Here is a 17,313-nt window from a genome sequence, read left to right on the forward strand (position 1 = left end):
AGGGGGACCGGGTGGGGCCGGGGTGAGAAAAGGCCTCAGGGGCCCTCCACCGTCGGGGAAGGTGCACCGCTGCCCGCACCAAGGCTGAACCCTCTGGTAAAACGGGGAACATATGGCCGAGGCCCCCCGCGTGTACCCCATTCGCCTGTATGGCGATCCGGTGCTGCGCCGCAAGGCGCGCCCGGTGCAGCCGAACGAAACCCTGACGGTACCGGGTGCCGGACCGCAATCCCTGCGCGAGATCGCAAACACCATGCTGGAGACGATGTTCGAAGCGCGTGGTGTGGGCCTCGCTGCCCCGCAGGTGGGCCTGCCGGTGCGGCTTTTCGTGGCGGTCGAGTACGAGGACGACGAGGAGGAGCAGGAGGGGCAAGACAAGCCCCTGAAGTCCCGCGTTCTGCGCGAGTTCGTGATGCTCAATCCCGTCCTGACGGTGATCGACAAGAAAAAGGACCGCTCGTACCAGGAAGGCTGCCTGAGCATTCCCGGCATCTATGAGGAGGGTGTGCCGCGGGCGCGTGCCGTCGCGGTGCGCTACACCGATCTCGACGGACAGGAGCACACGGTCGAGGCGGAAGACTACCTCGCCCGCGTCTTTCAGCACGAGACCGACCACCTCGACGGCGTGTTCTTTCTCGACCGCCTGCCCCCCGAGGTGACCGAAGACCACCGCCGGGAGCTGGCCGCGATGCAGCGCCGGGCCAAGCAGTTTCTGAGTGACCTTGCGGAAGCCGAGAAGCGTCGGCGGGAGCAGCAGGGTTGAGCGCGCCTCCTGCCCTCCGCGTGGCCTTTTTTGGCTCGCCCGCCTTCGCCGTGCCGGTGTTGGAAGCCATTCGTGCTCACTTCGAGCTGGTGCTCGTCGTCGCGCAGCCCGACAAGCCGGTCGGCCGTGGGCTGCGCCTCACTCCCCCGCCTGTGGCGGCCCGCGCCGCCGAGGTGGGCCTCCCCCTCGCCCAGCCGCAGAAGCTGCGGAACAACGCGGCCTTTGCCGCGCAGCTGCGGGAGAGCGGAGCAGATGTGGCCGTCACCTGTGCCTACGGCAAGCTGCTCCCTGCCCCGCTGCTCGCCGTGCCCCGGTTCGGCTTCCTGAACACGCACACCAGCCTGCTACCCGCCTACCGCGGCGCAGCCCCGATTCAGTGGGCCCTGATTCGCGGCGAGACCGTCACGGGCACAACCATCATGCAGACAGACGCGGGGCTGGACACCGGGCCGATCCTGCTTCAGGAAGCTCTACCCATCGCGCCCCAGTGGACCAGTATCGAACTGGCGGAGGCGCTGAGCAGGCAGGCGGCGCGGCTGATCGTGGAGGCCCTCTCCCGCCTGCCGGACCTCACACCGACCCCACAGGACGAGGCAAAGGCCACCTACGCGCCCCTCCTCGTCAAGGAAGACGGCTTCGTGCGCTGGCTGGACCCCGCACCGGCGGTCGTGAACCGCTACCGGGGAGTGGCTGCATGGCCCCAGACGACCGCCTTCCTGAACGGGGTTCGCCTGAAGCTGAGCGGCCTAAGCGTCACGGGGGGGCAGGGCCAACCGGGTGAGGTGCTGCGGGTGGATGACGAGGGCCTGACCGTCGCCTGTGGCGAGGGCGCCGTGCGCATCCAGACTGTGCAGCCCGAGGCCCGGCGGGCACAACCTGCCCAGGTGTGGGCGCAGGGTGCGGGCGTCGTGGCCGGCACCCGACTGGACGTGTGGCAACCCGTTCCCGGCTGAGCGCGTACCTGAACCTGTGAAGCCCACCTTCCCGCTGACCCTGGTCTTCAAGTTCAGCCTCCTCACGGAGCTGCGGGTCACCGACGCGCACGGCACGCTGATCGCGGTGGTCAGGGAGAAGTTCTTCAGCGTCCGCGACGAGGTGCGCGTGTATGCCGACGAGGACCGCAAGCAGCAGACACACAGCATCCGCGCGCAGGGCCTGATGGCCGGTGCACTCGACTGGCGGGCCCGCCGTGAGATCCGCCGCCGCGACGGCTCGGTTGTGGGGGCACTCCAGGCACAGGGGCTGCGTACCCTCTGGGGGGCGAGCTACGAGCTGCTGGACGCAAGCGGTACGCCACGGTTGACCATCCGTGACGACCACCCCTGGCTGAGCGTCGTGGAGGGCGTCATGGGCGCCCTTCCCCTCATCGGGGATTTCGTCGCGCTCGGCTTTGACTACCTCGTGAATCCCACGTATACCGTCACGGATGTGGACGGTCAGCCCACCTTGCGCGTTCGCAAGCGCCGCAGCCTGTTTTCCCGCCGTTTTGTGGTGGACGAACTGCGTCCCGTTCGTCCAGAGGACGCTGAGCTGATCGTGTTGGGGCTCGTCCAACTCGTGCTGCGCGAACGGGAGAGGGGCTAGGCAGGAGCGGGACGGGCCGAGCACAACGTCCTGGCCCGGGTTACCTCCCCTACAGTGAACCTATGCAAGACGTTGTCCTGATTCTTGAAGGAGGCCTACAAGTCACCGGTACCCTCACCCAGGCGGAGGCAGACCAGGTTTCTTTGCTGGCCCAGGCATCCGATGTCGACGGTGTGATGCTTCAGAACGCGCGGCTGGGGGGCGAGGAGAACGGTCTTCTGCCGTGGCTGTACGTTCCGTACGCCCGCGTTGTCGCCTGCGGCGTTGCGGCCCACCTGCCGGAGGACGAAGCACGTACGCACCTTGCCCCCGTCGTGCAGGGCATCCGCAAGAGCCTCTACAGCTCGCGTGGCGCCGACGAGAGCGTGCGTTCGGTCGAAAACGAATAGAGGGCGTTAGCCTCCCCCTAGGGTCCTCGGCCGCCCTGTGCCCTTCCCCTGGGGGCCAAAACTGGGCACATTGTTCCCGAACAGGGCGTAGGCGTCACAGCGTTCCCGCAGCACACAGCGAGGGCACCTTGGGCGACTCCAGACGCAGACCCTCTGACCGTGCCGCAACAGGTTGACGTGCAGCTCATACAGAAAGGACGGATCGGGCGGCAACAGCTTCAGGAGCGCGCGGTGAGCAGCCTGCTCGCCCATTCGCCCGATCACGCCGACCCGGGTGGTGACCCGGTGAACGTGCGTGTCGACCGGAAAGACCGGGCGGGCGTAGTTAAAGAGCAGGACCAGCGAAGCCGTCTTGAGCCCCACACCCGGCAGGTCGGTCAGCCACTTGAGGGCGTCTGGCACCGGCATCTCGGCCAGAAAGTCCAGGTCATACCCGCCCCGCTCAGCACGAATCGCACGCAGGGTCGCCTGGATGCGCGGGGCCTTTTGCTCCGGGTAGTTGCTGCGGCGAATCGCGTGGGCGACGACCTCAGTCGGGGCCGCACTGATCGCGTCCCAGTCACCTAGGGCGCGCAGTTCCTGGTAGGCCGCCTCCTCGTCCTGGTGCGTGGTGCGTTGCGAGAGGATGGTGCTGACCAGCTCGTGCATCGGTTCCCGCCGGGGAATCAGATGTTTCTCGCCATACTCGGCACGGAGCCGCTCAAACATCCACCGCAGCAGTTCGGCCCGCTCCTGCTCCGGGCGGGCCACATTCAGCTCGGGCGCTTCAGTCACGGGAGGTCGTGGGCCGGTCTGCCCCTGGGCCCGGCACCTCGTCCCGGCCCCCCTCGGCAGGCTGATCCTTGTCGGCCGGATCGATGTTCGGGTTCTGGCCGCGGTCCTCGGCGGGAATCGGGCGGCTTTGGCCCTCGGCAGGCGAGGTGTTGGCAGGATCATACCCTGTCTTCTGCTCGTCGTTGGTCATGTCGCCAGCCTGCCTGCCTGCCCACTCCGGCGGGCGAGACTCAGGTAAAGGGGCATTTAGAGCCAAGACCCAATAAAAAAGCCGCCTTTTGGGCGGTGATGGGTAAAGAATAGCGCGAGATACGAACGGGGTCAAGAATATGCATTTGAGGGTAGTGGCTTTGAGCGGATGACGGTGGTTTCACGGAGAATGAACGGCCCAGTTTGCCCCAGGTGCAACCCGCTGCCTCGCTCCTAGCCCCGTGTCCGCCGGCAGGAGCAGCCCCGCTGGTGCTGGAATGCGATGAGTGTTGCCCGTTCGTTGGTCGTCAGGACCGTCGGCTCTGGATCTGGCTGGCGATGGACCGAGCTTGGGGGAACCCACACATCGAACGTTTCCATGCCACTCTTCGCGCCACCTTGCCCTTCCTGGTCCGCAACAGTCTCTCGTTCTGCCGTCAGCAGGCCAACCTCGAACCCGTCGCCTGGCTCTTCATCCACCGCGACAATGCGTCCTTACCTTAAAGCCACTACCAGGCATCAGAGAGCCAGAGCTAACGCACCCCGCCCCGCGAGCGGCTGGGCTCTCCCTCCCACGACTCCAGTCGCGGGAATCCCGCCCAGACCCGTGCATGCCCGGCTTCAGCCACCGCGTCATTCCCTTGAGCCCATGACCTTAAGGGCGGCTCGTGCTGCGTCCAGTGCGGCCTGTGCCGGTCGACCTGGGGCGGCTACGGGGGTGAGCCGCGCCATATCGGCCTCCACCTGCTTGCGCAGCAGTTCCGGCCCCTCGCACAGAAGGTGCGGGCCGTAGCGTAGAGCCGCCTCCAGGGGAAGGGAACGGTAGGCGGGGTCGGGCCCCACGGCGCGTTCCAGGCGCAGCACCGAATAGGGCCAGTGCCCAGGAATCAGGCGCTCACGGCGAAGGTGGTAGCCTGCTTCCCGCGCCCAGACGCGCAAAGGGTGTGGCGCGTCGTTGGGTTGGAGCACAAGCGCCGGGGGCAAGCGTTCCCCGGCCCGGCGCAGGACCCCGGCGATGGTTCCCGCGCCCAAGCCGGTCACGCTGGCACTGCTCACCTCACCGGGGGCAAGGGGCGCAAATCCATTCCCGGCACGCACCTCAATGCGGCCTGCCAGACCTGCGCGGGCCACGTTCCTCTGGGCCAGTGCCAGCGGACCGGGATGCAGTTCGACCACCAGGCAACGGTTAGCCCGGCCCTCGCGAATCAGGTGGATGGGAAGGTGGGCGTGGTCGGACCCGATATCCGCATGAACATCGGCGTCAATCAGCTCCAGGACAGCCCCTAGACGAGCGTCGAGAACAGTTCGGCTCATCCAACCTGCCCCTTTGTGGGCTCCAGGAACGTCACCGTATCCCCCACGCGAATGAGGCCGCCCACGATCACCCGGGCTGTTAGTCCACCGTGCCCACGCACAGCGTTGTAACCGCCCTCGCCCAAGGTCTCCTCCATCCGTGAGCAGGGATGGCACTCGCCGGTGCCCTCCAAGACCACCTCCCCCACTCGGAAGCGGGCGTCCTTGAGGGCCAGCAACGGAATGCCGCGCACCAGCAGGTTGCGGCGCAACTGCTCGGGCCGCACCTGCTTCAAGCCGGCCAGCGCTGCGATGACGGGCAGGTGTTCGGCCTGAAGCAGCGTGACCTGCCGCCGTCCTGGCCCGCCGGGGCTGGGGGTTCCGCCGCCCCGCGTCGCCGTCTCGCCCGGTTCGCCCGTCAGGGCCCGCAGCCGAGCTGGGGCCTGCTTGCCGTGGTCGCCGATGAGACCAACCAGCGGATGCACCTCGGCCTCCGGCACAGAGCGGACGGGAGCGCGGCGGGCTTCGCGCAGCCCAATCCACTCCAGGCGCCCGGAGTGGGGAAAGGTGGTCCGCAACTCGTGGATGCTCTTCACCCTGCCAGGGTAAACCCACTGGCTTTGCTACACTGCACCCATGAGGCATCTGACCCGACGTGCGTATCCACCCCGCCGCTAGGGTGGGCGGGTCGGTCACAGCCTGAAATCCAACCCCGAAGCGGCGTACTTTGCAACAGCGAGTGCGCCGCCTTCCTCTTGGAGAGACCATGAGCACAACCGAGACTGGACCCAACCTACCCGCTGAGAAACAGCTCGCCATCCTGCGGCGCGGCGTCGTGGACCTCGTGACTGAGGAGGACCTGCGGCGCAAATTGGAACGCGGCACGCCGCTGCGGGTGAAGCTGGGCGCGGACCCGACCCGCCCGGATCTGCACCTGGGCCACGCGGTCATTCTGCGCAAGATGCGGCAGTTTCAGGACCTGGGGCACAAGGTCATCATGCTGATCGGCGACTTCACCGCGATGATCGGCGACCCCAGCGGCAAAAGCAAGACCCGTCCACCCCTTAGCCTCGAGGAGACGCGCACCAACGCGCAAAGCTACCTGGAGCAGTGCCGGCTGATCCTGCGCGACGACCCCGAGGTGCTGGAGCTGCGCTTTAACAGCGAGTGGCTGGAGCCGCTGGGCTATGCCGACGTGATCCGCCTGGCCAGCCGGTACACGGTGGCGCGCATTCTGGAACGCGACGACTTCACCAAGCGGCTGAATGCCGGAACGCCCATCAGCCTCCACGAGCTGCTCTATCCCCTCACCCAGGGGTACGACAGTGTGGCCCTGCAGGCGGATGTGGAACTGGGCGGAACCGATCAGCTGTTCAATAACCTCGTGGGCCGGGCGCTACAACGCGACTACGGCCAGGAGCCGCAGGTCGTGATGACGCTGCCTCTCCTGGTCGGGCTGGACGGCAGCGAGAAGATGTCCAAGAGCCTGGACAACTACATCGGCCTGACGGACGAGCCGCACGTGATGTTTGCCAAGTTGATGAAGGTGCCTGACCCTCTGCTGAACAACTACTTCACGCTGCTGACCGACCTGCCACAGGAGCGCATCACCGAGCTGCTCGCCGGGCACCCGGTGGAGGCGCACCGCGTTCTCGCCCGCGAGGTGGTCGCCTGGCTGCATCCCGGTGCAGACCTCGACGCCGCCGAGGAACGTTTCCGGGCCGTGGCCAAGGGCGGCATTCCCGAAAACGTCCCCACAGTGACCGTGTCCCAGGAGGAGTTGGGCGAGAGTGGCCGCGTCAGCATGGCGCGCCTGGTCGTGCTCGCCGGACTGGAACCCAGCAACGGCGCGGCGCGCAAGCTGATCAGTAACCGTGGCCTCAAGGTCAACGGGGAGCCCTATACCGAGCCGCAGGGCAGCCTGAGCCGAGCAGACCTGACGCGGGAGGGCGGAACCGTTCTCCAAAAGGGCAAAGACCGTTTCGTCCGGCTGGTGTTGGCGTAGCCCCGCCCCCTTCGCCAAAAGTTATCCACATTTCGGGTGTGGAAAAACCCGCGCCCTGTGGATAAAAATGGGCCTAGCCCCTCACCTTCACGGGAGGGTCTAGGCTTATTCAAGGTGAGGTGAACGTCTAGACCCGGTCGCTCAGGTCTTCCTCACGAAGCCGCTCGACCCGCAGCATGTTGGTGGTGCCGCGTACGCCAAAGGGAACGCCGGCCGTAATCACATAGCGGTCACCCACATCGGCCAAGCCGCTCGACTTCAGCTCATCGTTGGCGATCCGGACCATATCGTCCGTGTCGTGGGGATCCTCGCTGAGTTTGGGCATGATGCCCCAAGAGAGCGTGAGCTGGTTGCGGGTCTGCTCGTTGGGCGTCAGCGCCAGAATCGCCAGGCGCGGCCGGTTCTTGGCCACACGGGTCGCCGCTCCTCCCGTGCTGGTAAAGGTCACGATGGCAGAAGCCTCCAGCTTTTCCCCGATAGAACAGGCAGCAAAAGCGATGGCGTCCTGCGCAAGTTCGGTATCCACCACAAGCTGCCGTTGCAGCAGGGCGTAGTGCTCGCTGGCTTCCGCCTCCCGCGCGATGCGGTCCATCATGGCCACCGCCTCCACCGGGTACTGTCCCGCCGCGGACTCGGCCGAGAGCATCACAGCGTCTGTGCCGTCATAGATGGCGTTCGCCACATCCGATGCCTCCGCACGGGTAGGCCGCGGCAGGTGAATCATGCTCTCCAGCATCTGGGTCGCCGTGATCACCGGTTTCCCAGCCTCGCGGCACAGGCGAATCAGGCGCTTTTGGATGGTCGGCACCTGCTCGGGCCGCATCTCCACGCCCAGGTCGCCGCGCGCCACCATCACGCCGTCGACCTCCTTGAGGATGTCCTCGAAGCGGTCCACCGCCTGCGGCTTCTCGATCTTCGCCATCAGCTTGGCCCGGCTGCCAAAGCGCGAGAGGTAGTGGCGGGCCAGCAGCAGGTCATCACGCGAGCGCACAAACGACAGGGCCACCCAGTCCACGCCGAGCTGCGCGCCGAACTCCAGGTCGCTCACATCCTTGTCCGACAGCGCGGGCACCGAGAGGTCCGCTTGCGGCACATTGATGCCCTTGTTGTTCTTCAGCACGCCCCCGATCACAACCCGCGTCACGATGTCCTGACCACGCACCTGTTCCACCTTCAGAGCCAGGTTCCCATCGTCAAGCAGCAGCGTCATACCGGGGTGCACGTCGAGCGCCAACCCCTTGTAGGTGCTGCTGACCCGCTCGGCCGTGCCCTCGACCTCATCCATCGTGATCGTGAACTTCTGCCCCGGCTCGAGTGTGACTGCCCCCTCTCGGAAGCGGCCTACCCGGATCTTGGGTCCTTGGAGGTCCTGCAGAATGCCGATCGGCACACCCTTGTGCGCGGCGAGTTCCCGCACCATCTGCACCGTCTGCCGGTGGTCTTCCGGGTCCCCGTGGCTGAAATTCATCCGCACCACATTCAATCCGGCATCGATCATCCGCCCCAGAATCTGCGGATCACGGCTCGCCGGGCCGACGGTGGCGACGATTTTCGTTGCCCTGTCAAAGTGTTTCATGTCCTGGAATCCATTCCAAAAGGAGTTGGGGGTGAGGAGTGGGGCCTCACCCCGCTTTTTTCCTCCTTACCTCAGCGCCCGGCGGCCGGGGTACACGGCGCGGTCGCCGAGTCCGTCCTCGATGCGCAGGAGCTGGTTGTACTTGGCGATGCGGTCCGAGCGGCTGGCCGAACCGGTCTTGATCTGCCCGGCGTTGGTGGCGACGGCCAGATCAGCGATAAAGGCGTCTTCGGACTCGCCCGAGCGGTGGCTGATGATGGTGCCGTAGCGGCTGCGCTTGGCGAGCTCGATCGCGTCCATGCTCTCGGTGAGCGTACCGATCTGGTTCACCTTCACCAGGATGGCGTTCCCCACCCCCGTCTCGATGCCGCGTGCGAGGCGCTCGGGGTTGGTCACAAAGAGGTCGTCACCCACGAGCTGCACGCGGTCACCCAGGCGCTGCGTCAGGAGCCGCCAGCCGTCCCAGTCGTCCTCCGCAAGGCCGTCCTCGATGCTCACGATGGGGTAACGGGAGGTCCAGTCGGTCCAGAAGTCCACCATCTCCTCGGTGGAGAGGGTGCGCCCCTCGCTCTCCAGGTGGTACTGGCCGTCCCTGTACAGCTCCGTCACGGCGGGGTCAAGCGCGATGGCGATGTCCTTGCCCGGCTCGTACCCGGCCTTCTGGATGGCTTCGAGCAGAACTTCAAGGGCTTCCTCATTGCTCTTCAGATCGGGCGCAAACCCGCCCTCGTCACCCACGTTGGTGTTGTAGCCGCGCCCCGCAAGGACCTTTTTGAGCGCGTGGAAGGTCTCGGCCCCGTAGCGCAGCGCCTCGCGGAAGGTCGGCGCACCGACGGGCATCACCATGAATTCCTGGAAGTCCACATTGTTGTCAGCGTGTGCGCCCCCATTGATCACGTTCATCATCGGAACGGGGAGCGTCTTGGCATTGCTGCCCCCCAGGTAGCGGTAGAGCGGGATATCCAGCTCATGGGCGGCGGCGCGGGCCGTCGCCAGGCTCACAGCCAGGATCGCGTTGCCGCCCATCCGTTCCTTGTTGGGCGTGCCGTCTACGCTGAGAAGGGCCGCATCGACGGCCCCCTGCTCGGAAGCGTCGAGACCCACCACAGCGGGACCAAGCACCTCATTCACGTTCTGCACGGCTTTGAGGACACCTTTACCGCTGTAGCGCTCGCCGCCGTCCCGCAGTTCGAGCGCCTCATGCGTGCCGGTGCTGGCTCCGCTGGGCACGATGGCACGGCCCACGGCCCCGCTGTCGAGGTGGACCTCGGCCTCCACCGTCGGGTTTCCACGCGAGTCGAGCACTTCCCGGGCGATGACCTTTTCGATGTTCATGCGCTTGCCTCCCAGAATTCAAACCTTACGCCTCGGGGCGGTCGGTGTAGCCCGGACACTATAAGCGCCGCCGGGCCGCTGCGGATACCTCCGGTCTAAGCCGGGACGGCATGGGGGGGTTGGGAAGGGCCTTGGCTGGCCCCTCAGACGCGCAGCGTGACCATGACCGCCATGTACCCGCCTCCCCCACTCGCGCGGAAGATGGCGGGGCTGGTAGAGCCGGAGAAGAGGAGTTCGGCGTCCCCCTCGATCGGCCCCAGGGCGTCGAGCACGTGCCGCGCGTTGAAAGCGAGGCTCATCGCCGGCTCAGGACCGCCCTGGGTCACGTCCAACGTATCCTGCGCGCGGCCGTAGCTTCCCTCGGCAGCCAGGCGCAGCTTGCCCTCCGACACCAGGAATTCAACCCGGTTGTTGGCGTTTTTGTCGGCAAGCACGGCCACCCGGTTCACAGCTTCCCTGAGGGCAGTAGCGGGCAGCGTCACCTGAAGCTTGATGTCCTTTGGAATCACGCGCTCGTAGTCGGGAAACTCTCCATCAAGCAGCTTGAGGTTCATGCGCACACGGTCGGTGGTCACGCTGAGGGTCCCCTCACCGTAGGTGAAGCGGGCCTCGCCGTCCTTCAGAACGCGAATCAGTTCGTCGGCGCTGCGAGCGGGAACAATCAGGTTCCGCCCATCCCCGCTGGCCGGAAAGTCGCGGATAGCGACTCGGTAGCCGTCCGAAGCCACCACCCGCGCCGCTTCCGGCCGATGTTCGAGCTTGATGCCGCGGAACACGGCCTGAAACGCCTCGTTGCTCGCCGCGTAGCGCACGCTGCCCAGCGCGCGAGCCAGTTCGGCAGCGTCTAGGCTCACGTCGGCATGGGGAGGAAAGGAAAGCGGCGGATAGGCTTCAAGGTCGCCGGTTTGGAGCTTGAAGTCACTGCCGCCCGACCGCACCGAGAGTTCATTCCCAGTGATCTCGAGTTCGACGAGTTCTCCCCCCAGATTTCGCACGATCTGTGCCAACAGGTGCGCGGGAACGACGAAGCTTCTCGGATCCTGCACGTCTGCGGGCACAAAGCACGACAGATCGATTTCGAGGTTGGTACCGCTCAGGGTAAGCCCTGCATCACTGGCGTCCACCTTCAGGGCGGTGAGGAGGGGGTTGCTGCTGCGGCTGGGAATGACACGTTCCAGAAGGCCCAGACCTTCGCTCAGGGTTTTCTTGGTGACATGCGCTCTCATGATCTTCCTCTCTGGCTTCTCGCGGGAAACGCCCTATCTTTTTCCTGTTTTTCTAAAAATCTAAAAACAGTAGTAGTAGTAGTAGGGCCTGTGGAAACTGTGGAAAACATATCTGAAGCCGCGCCAGGAGCGGGAAAAAATATCCACAGGGTCCTGTGGATAACCGCCAAAACCTGTGGATAACCTGTGGATAACTCGGGGGGTTTTCCACAGGGGGGCTGGCCTGTGGATAACTCGGGGGGTTTTCCACAATTTTATCCACAGAAAACGGCGACTTATCCACAGATTTTTGGGGTTTTCCACAGCGTTATCCACAGCTTGTGAAAGTTGGCACACCACTTTGGAACGGGTTTTGGAACTTTTTCTGTAATGAGCGGATAAATAGATGAAGTTACGCAAACTTTCCCTCATCCTCCACATCTTGCAGCTGGCGCCGAAGGGTGTCGACGGTCGCCATCAGCTCGCTGTCCTTGCTCAGTTGCTCGGTGACTTTGGCCACCGCGTGCATCACGGTGGAATGGTCACGGCCGAAGAATTGACCTATTTCCGGGAGGGAGTGGGAGGTCAGCTCGCGGCTGAGGTACATCGCGACCTGCCGGGGGACCACGACCTCGCGGGCACGCCCGGGGCCGCGAATCACCTCGGCGGGCAGGTCGAAATGCGCCGCCGTCGCACGCAGCACGTCCATCATCTCGACCTTGACCTCCTGAGACGCGAAAACGTTGCTCAGCGCCTTGGCCGCCACCGCACGCGAAAAGGGCACATTGTTCAGGCTGGCAAAGGCCACGACGCGCATCAGGGCCCCCTCCAGCTCGCGGATGTTGCTGGTGACCTGGCGCGCGATCAGTTCCAACACCTCCTGCGGGATATCGATGCGGTTGTGTTCGGCATTCATCTTCAGGATGGCCACGCGCGTCTCGAACTCGGGGGTCTGAATATCGGTAATCAGGCCCCACTCGAAGCGGCTGCGCAGGCGACCTTCGAGTGTCTGAATGTCCTTGGGGGGGCGGTCCGAACTCAGGATGATCTGCTTGTGGTTCTCGTACAGCGCGTTAAAGGTGTGAAAGAACTCCTCCTGGGTACGCTCCTTGCCGGCCAGAAACTGAATGTCGTCCACAAGGAGCAGGTCCACCGAGCGGTAGCGGTTGCGGAACTGGGTCGTCTTGTCGTCACGGATCGCGTTGATCAGCTCGTTGGTAAAGGACTCGGTGGAGACGTACTCGATGCGCTTATCGGGAAAGCGCTCCATGATGTAGTGCCCAACCGCATGCATCAGGTGCGTCTTGCCCAGCCCCACGTCCCCGTAGATAAAAAGAGGATTATACGCCTTGCCGGGCGACTCGGCCACGGCCAGCGCCGCCGCATGGGCGAGGTTATTGTTGGGGCCAACCACGAAATTTTCGAAGGTGTACTTGGGATTCAGGACCTTGCGGCTCTCGTTCGGCAGGCCAGAGGAGGAACTGCCGGGCGGGGTTCGGTTCCCAGCCTTTCCCGGTGAGGTGGGCGGCGGATCGCTCGGCAGCAGGAGGGCGTCTTGCGAGGCGGGCAGGACCTGAAAGCTCACCTGCGGGTTCTGTGCGCCCAGGGCGCGGAGGGCGTCCTCCAGGAGTTCTAGGTAGTGTTTGCGGAACCACTCCTGCGCAAAAGAGTTCCGCACGCCGATCACCAGCACGCCGTCTTGTACCCCCAGGTTCTTTACCGGTGCAAACCAGGTGTGGTACTCGACTTCCGAGATGTTTTTGCGGACGTACCCCAGCACGTCCGCCCAGATTTCCTGCGTGATAACGCGCACCTCCCCCTTCATCCGGGCCGCTCGATCTTGCGCGGCCAGCATACCACCCTGTTCCTCAGCTCTCTTCTCTGCCACGTCAGGAGCCCAGCAAACCGCAATCAGGCCCCCCCGCCGTTTCCCGTCTGGCCAGCGTGGCCAGCACCTCCGCCTCGCGCTCACGGGTCAGGAAGGTCCTCTGGGGCGTGCCCGCGCTCCAGCTCCGGGTATCGCGGGCCGTCTGACGGGGCTCACGCAGGGTCAGACCTGCCGCCTGCGCCCGCCCGCTGTCCAGGTCCATCAGGCCGCCCTGCTCCCCCCGCACCGGCAGGTACAGGGGCAGTTCGCGCCCGCCGACGCCTTGCGCTGCTAGCGTGTTCGCCGCTGTCCAAGTGGGCCGGGCGTCCGCGCCGGTGGCCTCCCGCACCACATCCACGAAGTCGCGCCAGCTCAGGCGTGGCCCGGCCAGGTTGAACACGCCTCCTACGTCCTTTTGCAGCACCGTCACGACGAAGTGGGCGAGGTCACGGGCGTCGATCACCTGGACGAAGTCAGAGCCGTCGCCGGGGGCAAGAAAGTCGCCTCCGGCTGCGATCCGGTCGATCCAGAAGGTGTAACGCCCGGTTGGGTCGTAGGGCCCGGCCACGATCTGTGGGCGCAGGATGGTGGCCCGCTCGCCATAGATCTCCCCCACGATGCGCTCGCAGGTCACCTTCAGGGGGCCGTACGTCGCGCCCGTCACCTCGGTCACGTCCTCGGCGGCCCCGGGAAGGAGAGGGGCGTCCTCATGGAGAGGATGGCGGTCCTGCTCGGCGTAGACGCTGGCGGTGCTGATGAACACGTACCGGTGAACGGCCTCCCGCAGTGCCTCGGCGCTCGCGCGCACCTGTCGCGGCGTGTAGCCGCTCACGTCCACGCCGGCGTCCCAAGTCCGGCCCGATAGGGCGAAGAGGCCCGCCGGTCCCTCATCGCGGTCGCCCCTGAGGCGTTCGACCTCGTCCGGCAGCTCGTCCGGTGTGCGCCCGCGCGTCAGCACGCTCACCCGGTGTCCTGCGCTCAGCAGCGCCTCTACGATGTGCCTGCCCACGAACTGCGTTCCACCCAGCACGAGCACCTTGAGCCTTGGGGTCATACCGCAGCATCCTACGCGCCTAGACTGCTCGCATGAAGGTGCGTTTCACGTCTGGAAAACTCCGCGTCCGCCTCGACGACCTAGAGGTCGCCGCGCTGCAAGGGGAAGAGAGGCTCACCGAGCACCTCACCTGGCCAGGCGGAGGCTGGACCCTCACCCTTGACCCCACCACGAACGGCGTGGCGGGCGAGGGCGGAACGCTCACCGTAGGCCTCCGCGAGCTGTTGCCGCACCTGCTTGAAGAAGACCGCGAAGGGGTGACCCTCCCCGGGCCGCCCCGGGTGGACGTGGAAAAGGAGTACGGGCCGCAGCACGTCTGAAAGTACCAACGGTTCTTTATGGAGCCCCACCTCGGCCCTGCGGCGCCGGTTCTAAGCTGGGAGGGCAGCAGGAGGCTCTATGACAGACAATGCGGACATAGCAACGGGCGGACTGCGGGGAATCACCGAGGACACCCCGGGGCAGGACACAGAGGGCGTGGACGGCATCTCCGGCGCTCAGGACGGCCAACCTGAAGCCGCTCAAACCGGCGGGGAGACACCGGGAAGCGCCGCTCAACCTGCCCACCCCCAGGCGGGGGCAGAAGGTCCCTCCGAGGCTGGCCTGGTGACCGGAAACCGTGGCGGAGTGACGGGCACGAGTGATCCCTGAGGGCGGGTGCCCCGGATTTGGGAGCCGTTTCTGTCGGCCTTTCCTCCAAGCCCTTGACCTTCAAGGCGCTCAGCCGCTGGCTCGCTAGGGTGAAGTCCAGCCGTTGACCGTTCAGGCGAGGGGTCTGGTGCGTTCCGTCCCCTACCGCCGCACCCAGCGCCCGCCGACCTCCTCGGCCAGGCCCCGCAGTTGCAGCATCACCAGCGCAGTCTGGAGGTCAGGCAGCGCGAGGCCGGTGGTGACGTGCAGATCGTCGAGGGTGCCCGGCGTGTTGAGGGCGGCGTAGACGCGGGCCTGTTCGGGGGACAGATCGGGGAGCGGCGTCGCGGGAGCCTCCCCCCAGCCCAGCTCGCCCAGGATGTCTGCCGCCGTCTCGGTCAGCACTGCCCCCTCGCGCAGCAGGCGGTGAGGCCCGGCGGCGCGGGGATCTCCGGCGCGGCCGGGCACAGCGAAGACCGTACGTCCGCAGTCGAGGGCGTGGGTCGCCGTGATGAGCGAGCCGCTTTTGGGTTCCCCCTCCACGACGACCGTTCCTGCCGTGAGGGCAGCAATCAGGCGGTTGCGCGTAGGAAAGTGGTGCTGCGCGGGGCCAGTCCCCAGGGGGTACTCGCTGACCAGGGTGAGGCGGCGCGCAAGGGGCACATTCTCGCTGGGGTAGATGTGGTTCACGGCGCTGCCCAGCACACCTACGCTCACGCCTCCCGCCTCCACGCAAGCCGCGTGGGCAGCGGTGTCCACGCCCCGCGCGAGGCCGCTCACCACGACCACCCCCGCCCGTGCGAGGTCCGCCGCTAGCCTTCGCGTCAGGCTCAGCGCGTGCGGGCTGGCACTCCGCGTTCCCACAATGCCAATGGCACGCGGCACGGCGGGAAAATCCGGCAACTCGCCCCGCACCCACAGGACCGTGGGCGGGTCAGCCAACGCTTCGAGCGCGGGCGGGTAACCGGGCAGGCCGCGCCCCAGCAGCGTCACGCCCGCCTGCCGTGCCTTGCCCAGTTCCGCCTGCGCCTGCTCACGAGCTTGGGCACTGCTCAGGGCCGCCAGCGACTTCGCGTCCAACCCCGGCACATCCTGTAGGGCTGTAAGGGGTGCTGCCAGAGCGGCTTCTGCGCTGCCGAAATGTCGCCGCAGGGCCTCGGTGCGCCGCGGGCCCAAGCCGGGTGTGAAGCGCAGGGTGAGCAGCGCGTGCAGTTCGGCTGGGGCAGGAGTCACGGAAAAAGGATAGCGGGGGAAGCGGGCTTACGGGGCTGAACCCAGCACGGGGAGCCCCGTTTCCTCAGCCTCGTCCTCCTCGTCACCCAGCGCCGCGCTGGGCAGGGTGAGAACGAACTGCGCCCCCCCTCCAGGGGCGTTGCCGCCCGTCAGGGTGCCGCCGTGAAGCGCCGCGATCTGCCGGGCAACGCTCAGGCCCAGGCCGCTCGAGCCGCTGCCGCTGATAAAGGGTTCAAAAATCTGCTCGCCGAGTTCAGGCGGCAGGCCGGGACCACTGTCTCTCACGGTAAAGCGGACCTGTTCGGCTGTTTCGGTGAGCGTCAACGTGACGTGGCCTTCGGGTCCGGCGGCGCGGCGAGCGTTGGCGAGCAGGTTGCGCAGCGCTTGGGTAAGCCGGTCAGGGTCGCACAGCAGCATGCCGCTCCAGTTGCCCTCAAACGCGGTGCCCGGCACCAGGCGGTCAAGCCGCTCGCGCAGGGCCCGCGCGGGGATGAAGTGCCAGGCCACCTTCATCTCCAGGTGCCCGCGGGCGAGTTGCATGAGGTCTTGGGTGGTAAAGGTGAGTTCGTCGGCAACCAGGGCAGCTCGCACGACTTCCGGGTCGTCCCCCCGTTCCGAAGCGCGGGCCAGGCTGGCCTTGAGCACGGTGAGGGGCGCTCCCAATTCGTGAACGATCTGCCCCAGGAGTTGCTTCTCGCGGGCCTGCACCGCCTCGATCCGAACGAGCAGGCGGTTGAGGGCCGCCAGCAGCCGGTGTACCTCGTCCTCCCGCGCCGGGAGGGGCAGGGTGGCAACGCTGCGGGTGGGATCGATTCGGTCGGCCAGGTCGGCGGCTGTTTCCAGGTCTGCCAGGGCACGTTTGCCGACCCACAGGCCCACGATCAGCATGAGGGCAGGTGTGACCAGCAGCGCGAGGAGCAGCGCCCGCATCGCGCTTTGCCGGGCGACCACCAGATCCTCTTCGGGCAGCGCCACCCACACCGTTCCAAAGTCACCCGCCGGACGGGTCGCCGCCCGCATCGGGGTACCCAGCACCTCCAGCCGAGTCTGTCCGGCGTAGGGAAAGGGTTCTCCCTGCGTCAGGCGCATGCCCCGCGCGGCGGCCACCACCCGGTTCTCTTCGTCGAGAATGGCCGTGTAGCCGCTGATGGGCGGCAGGGCTTCACCCAGGCCCAGCTTGAGATTCTGAAAGCGTTCCGCCACAACCTCGGCCCGGTCGTTCAGCCTCGCCTGGAATTGCCGGTCCATGCTGCGCAGCAGGAGGGTCATCACACCCAACCCAATCACCGAGATCAGTGCCAGCGCGACCAGGGTGTACACCAGCGCGAGGCGAAAGCGCAGGCTATGGCGCCAAGCCACCCGAGCGGTCCGGAAAGGAGCGGGCCGCGTCATGCCGGCCTCGGGAAGAAACAGCAA

18 protein-coding genes are annotated in these 17,313 nt (G+C 66.2%); 7 read left to right on the forward strand and 11 right to left on the reverse strand.

Annotated elements, in window-relative coordinates; genetic code table 11:
* The first annotated feature begins 112 nt into the window (after positions 1–112).
* From def to EI73_RS09070, 4 genes are all read left to right on the forward strand, one after another.
* Positions 113–763, forward strand: a complete 651-nt coding sequence (def, locus tag EI73_RS09055) for a peptide deformylase (protein ID WP_034386089.1) — start codon at positions 113–115, stop codon at positions 761–763.
* Positions 760–1,716 (forward strand): methionyl-tRNA formyltransferase, encoded by a 957-nt coding sequence (fmt, locus tag EI73_RS09060; protein WP_034386091.1) that lies wholly within the window; start codon positions 760–762, stop codon positions 1,714–1,716. Before def ends, fmt begins: the two co-directional genes overlap by 4 nt.
* A gap of 16 nt (positions 1,717–1,732) precedes the next feature.
* Complete coding sequence (locus EI73_RS09065; RefSeq protein ID WP_034386093.1) at positions 1,733–2,347, forward strand: hypothetical protein; 615 nt, start codon at positions 1,733–1,735, stop codon at positions 2,345–2,347.
* 62 nt (positions 2,348–2,409) lie between these two features.
* Positions 2,410–2,736, forward strand: coding sequence for a hypothetical protein (locus EI73_RS09070; protein ID WP_034386095.1), 327 nt, complete (start codon positions 2,410–2,412; stop codon positions 2,734–2,736).
* 6 nt (positions 2,737–2,742) lie between these two features.
* On the opposite strand, the gene nth is transcribed toward EI73_RS09070, so the two are convergent.
* From nth to EI73_RS09095, 4 genes are all read right to left on the reverse strand, one after another.
* Positions 2,743–3,510, reverse strand: a complete 768-nt coding sequence (gene nth / locus EI73_RS09075; protein WP_034386097.1) for an endonuclease III — start codon at positions 3,508–3,510, stop codon at positions 2,743–2,745.
* On the reverse strand, positions 3,503–3,700 hold the full coding sequence (locus EI73_RS09080; protein ID WP_034386100.1) for a hypothetical protein: 198 nt from the start codon (positions 3,698–3,700) through the stop codon (positions 3,503–3,505). Before EI73_RS09080 ends, nth begins: the two co-directional genes overlap by 8 nt.
* A 632-nt stretch (positions 3,701–4,332) precedes the next feature.
* Positions 4,333–5,013, reverse strand: coding sequence for a tRNA (adenine(22)-N(1))-methyltransferase TrmK (locus EI73_RS09090; RefSeq protein ID WP_034386104.1), 681 nt, complete (start codon positions 5,011–5,013; stop codon positions 4,333–4,335).
* On the reverse strand, positions 5,010–5,588 hold the full coding sequence (locus EI73_RS09095) for an MOSC domain-containing protein (protein ID WP_034386106.1): 579 nt from the start codon (positions 5,586–5,588) through the stop codon (positions 5,010–5,012). Before EI73_RS09095 ends, EI73_RS09090 begins: the two co-directional genes overlap by 4 nt.
* Before the next feature lie 170 nt (positions 5,589–5,758).
* Between EI73_RS09095 and tyrS the strand changes: the two genes are divergently transcribed.
* Positions 5,759–6,997: a tyrosine--tRNA ligase gene (tyrS, locus tag EI73_RS09100; protein ID WP_034386108.1), complete on the forward strand. Its 1,239-nt coding sequence runs from the start codon at positions 5,759–5,761 to the stop codon at positions 6,995–6,997.
* Positions 6,998–7,124: 127 nt separating this feature from the next.
* On the opposite strand, the gene pyk is transcribed toward tyrS, so the two are convergent.
* The 5 genes from pyk to EI73_RS09125 all read right to left on the reverse strand — a co-directional run bounded on the left by pyk (position 7,125) and on the right by EI73_RS09125 (position 14,034).
* Positions 7,125–8,573 carry a pyruvate kinase gene (gene pyk / locus EI73_RS09105; RefSeq protein ID WP_034386110.1) on the reverse strand — a complete coding sequence of 483 codons (1,449 nt, stop codon included), beginning with the start codon at positions 8,571–8,573 and terminating at the stop codon, positions 7,125–7,127.
* Between the two features lie 66 nt (positions 8,574–8,639).
* Entirely contained in the window at positions 8,640–9,926 is a 1,287-nt protein-coding gene (eno, locus tag EI73_RS09110; RefSeq protein ID WP_369699473.1) for a phosphopyruvate hydratase, read from the reverse strand.
* 125 nt (positions 9,927–10,051) lie between these two features.
* Entirely contained in the window at positions 10,052–11,134 is a 1,083-nt protein-coding gene (gene dnaN / locus EI73_RS09115) for a DNA polymerase III subunit beta (protein WP_034386114.1), read from the reverse strand.
* 391 nt (positions 11,135–11,525) lie between these two features.
* Positions 11,526–12,938, reverse strand: a complete 1,413-nt coding sequence (gene dnaA / locus EI73_RS09120; RefSeq protein ID WP_051935588.1) for a chromosomal replication initiator protein DnaA — start codon at positions 12,936–12,938, stop codon at positions 11,526–11,528.
* Positions 12,939–13,002: 64 nt separating this feature from the next.
* The gene (locus EI73_RS09125; RefSeq protein WP_051935465.1) at positions 13,003–14,034 is read right to left on the reverse strand and encodes an NAD-dependent epimerase/dehydratase family protein; all 1,032 of its coding nucleotides are present in this window, start codon (positions 14,032–14,034) and stop codon (positions 13,003–13,005) included.
* A gap of 32 nt (positions 14,035–14,066) precedes the next feature.
* On the opposite strand from EI73_RS09125, the gene EI73_RS09130 reads away from it, so the two are divergent.
* Entirely contained in the window at positions 14,067–14,354 is a 288-nt protein-coding gene (locus EI73_RS09130; protein ID WP_034386116.1) for a hypothetical protein, read from the forward strand.
* 79 nt (positions 14,355–14,433) lie between these two features.
* On the forward strand, positions 14,434–14,685 hold the full coding sequence (locus tag EI73_RS09135) for a hypothetical protein (protein ID WP_034386118.1): 252 nt from the start codon (positions 14,434–14,436) through the stop codon (positions 14,683–14,685).
* A gap of 141 nt (positions 14,686–14,826) precedes the next feature.
* Here EI73_RS09135 and dprA read toward each other — a convergent pair whose 3' ends face one another.
* Both dprA and EI73_RS09145 read right to left on the reverse strand, forming a co-directional pair.
* Positions 14,827–15,897 carry a DNA-processing protein DprA gene (dprA, locus tag EI73_RS09140; protein ID WP_034386120.1) on the reverse strand — a complete coding sequence of 357 codons (1,071 nt, stop codon included), beginning with the start codon at positions 15,895–15,897 and terminating at the stop codon, positions 14,827–14,829.
* Between the two features lie 27 nt (positions 15,898–15,924).
* On the reverse strand, positions 15,925–17,289 hold the full coding sequence (locus EI73_RS09145; RefSeq protein WP_034387987.1) for a HAMP domain-containing sensor histidine kinase: 1,365 nt from the start codon (positions 17,287–17,289) through the stop codon (positions 15,925–15,927).
* Between the last annotated feature and the right edge of the window lie 24 nt (positions 17,290–17,313).

Source organism: Deinococcus sp. YIM 77859 (assembly GCF_000745175.1).
In the GTDB taxonomy this organism is placed as follows: domain Bacteria; phylum Deinococcota; class Deinococci; order Deinococcales; family Deinococcaceae; genus Deinococcus.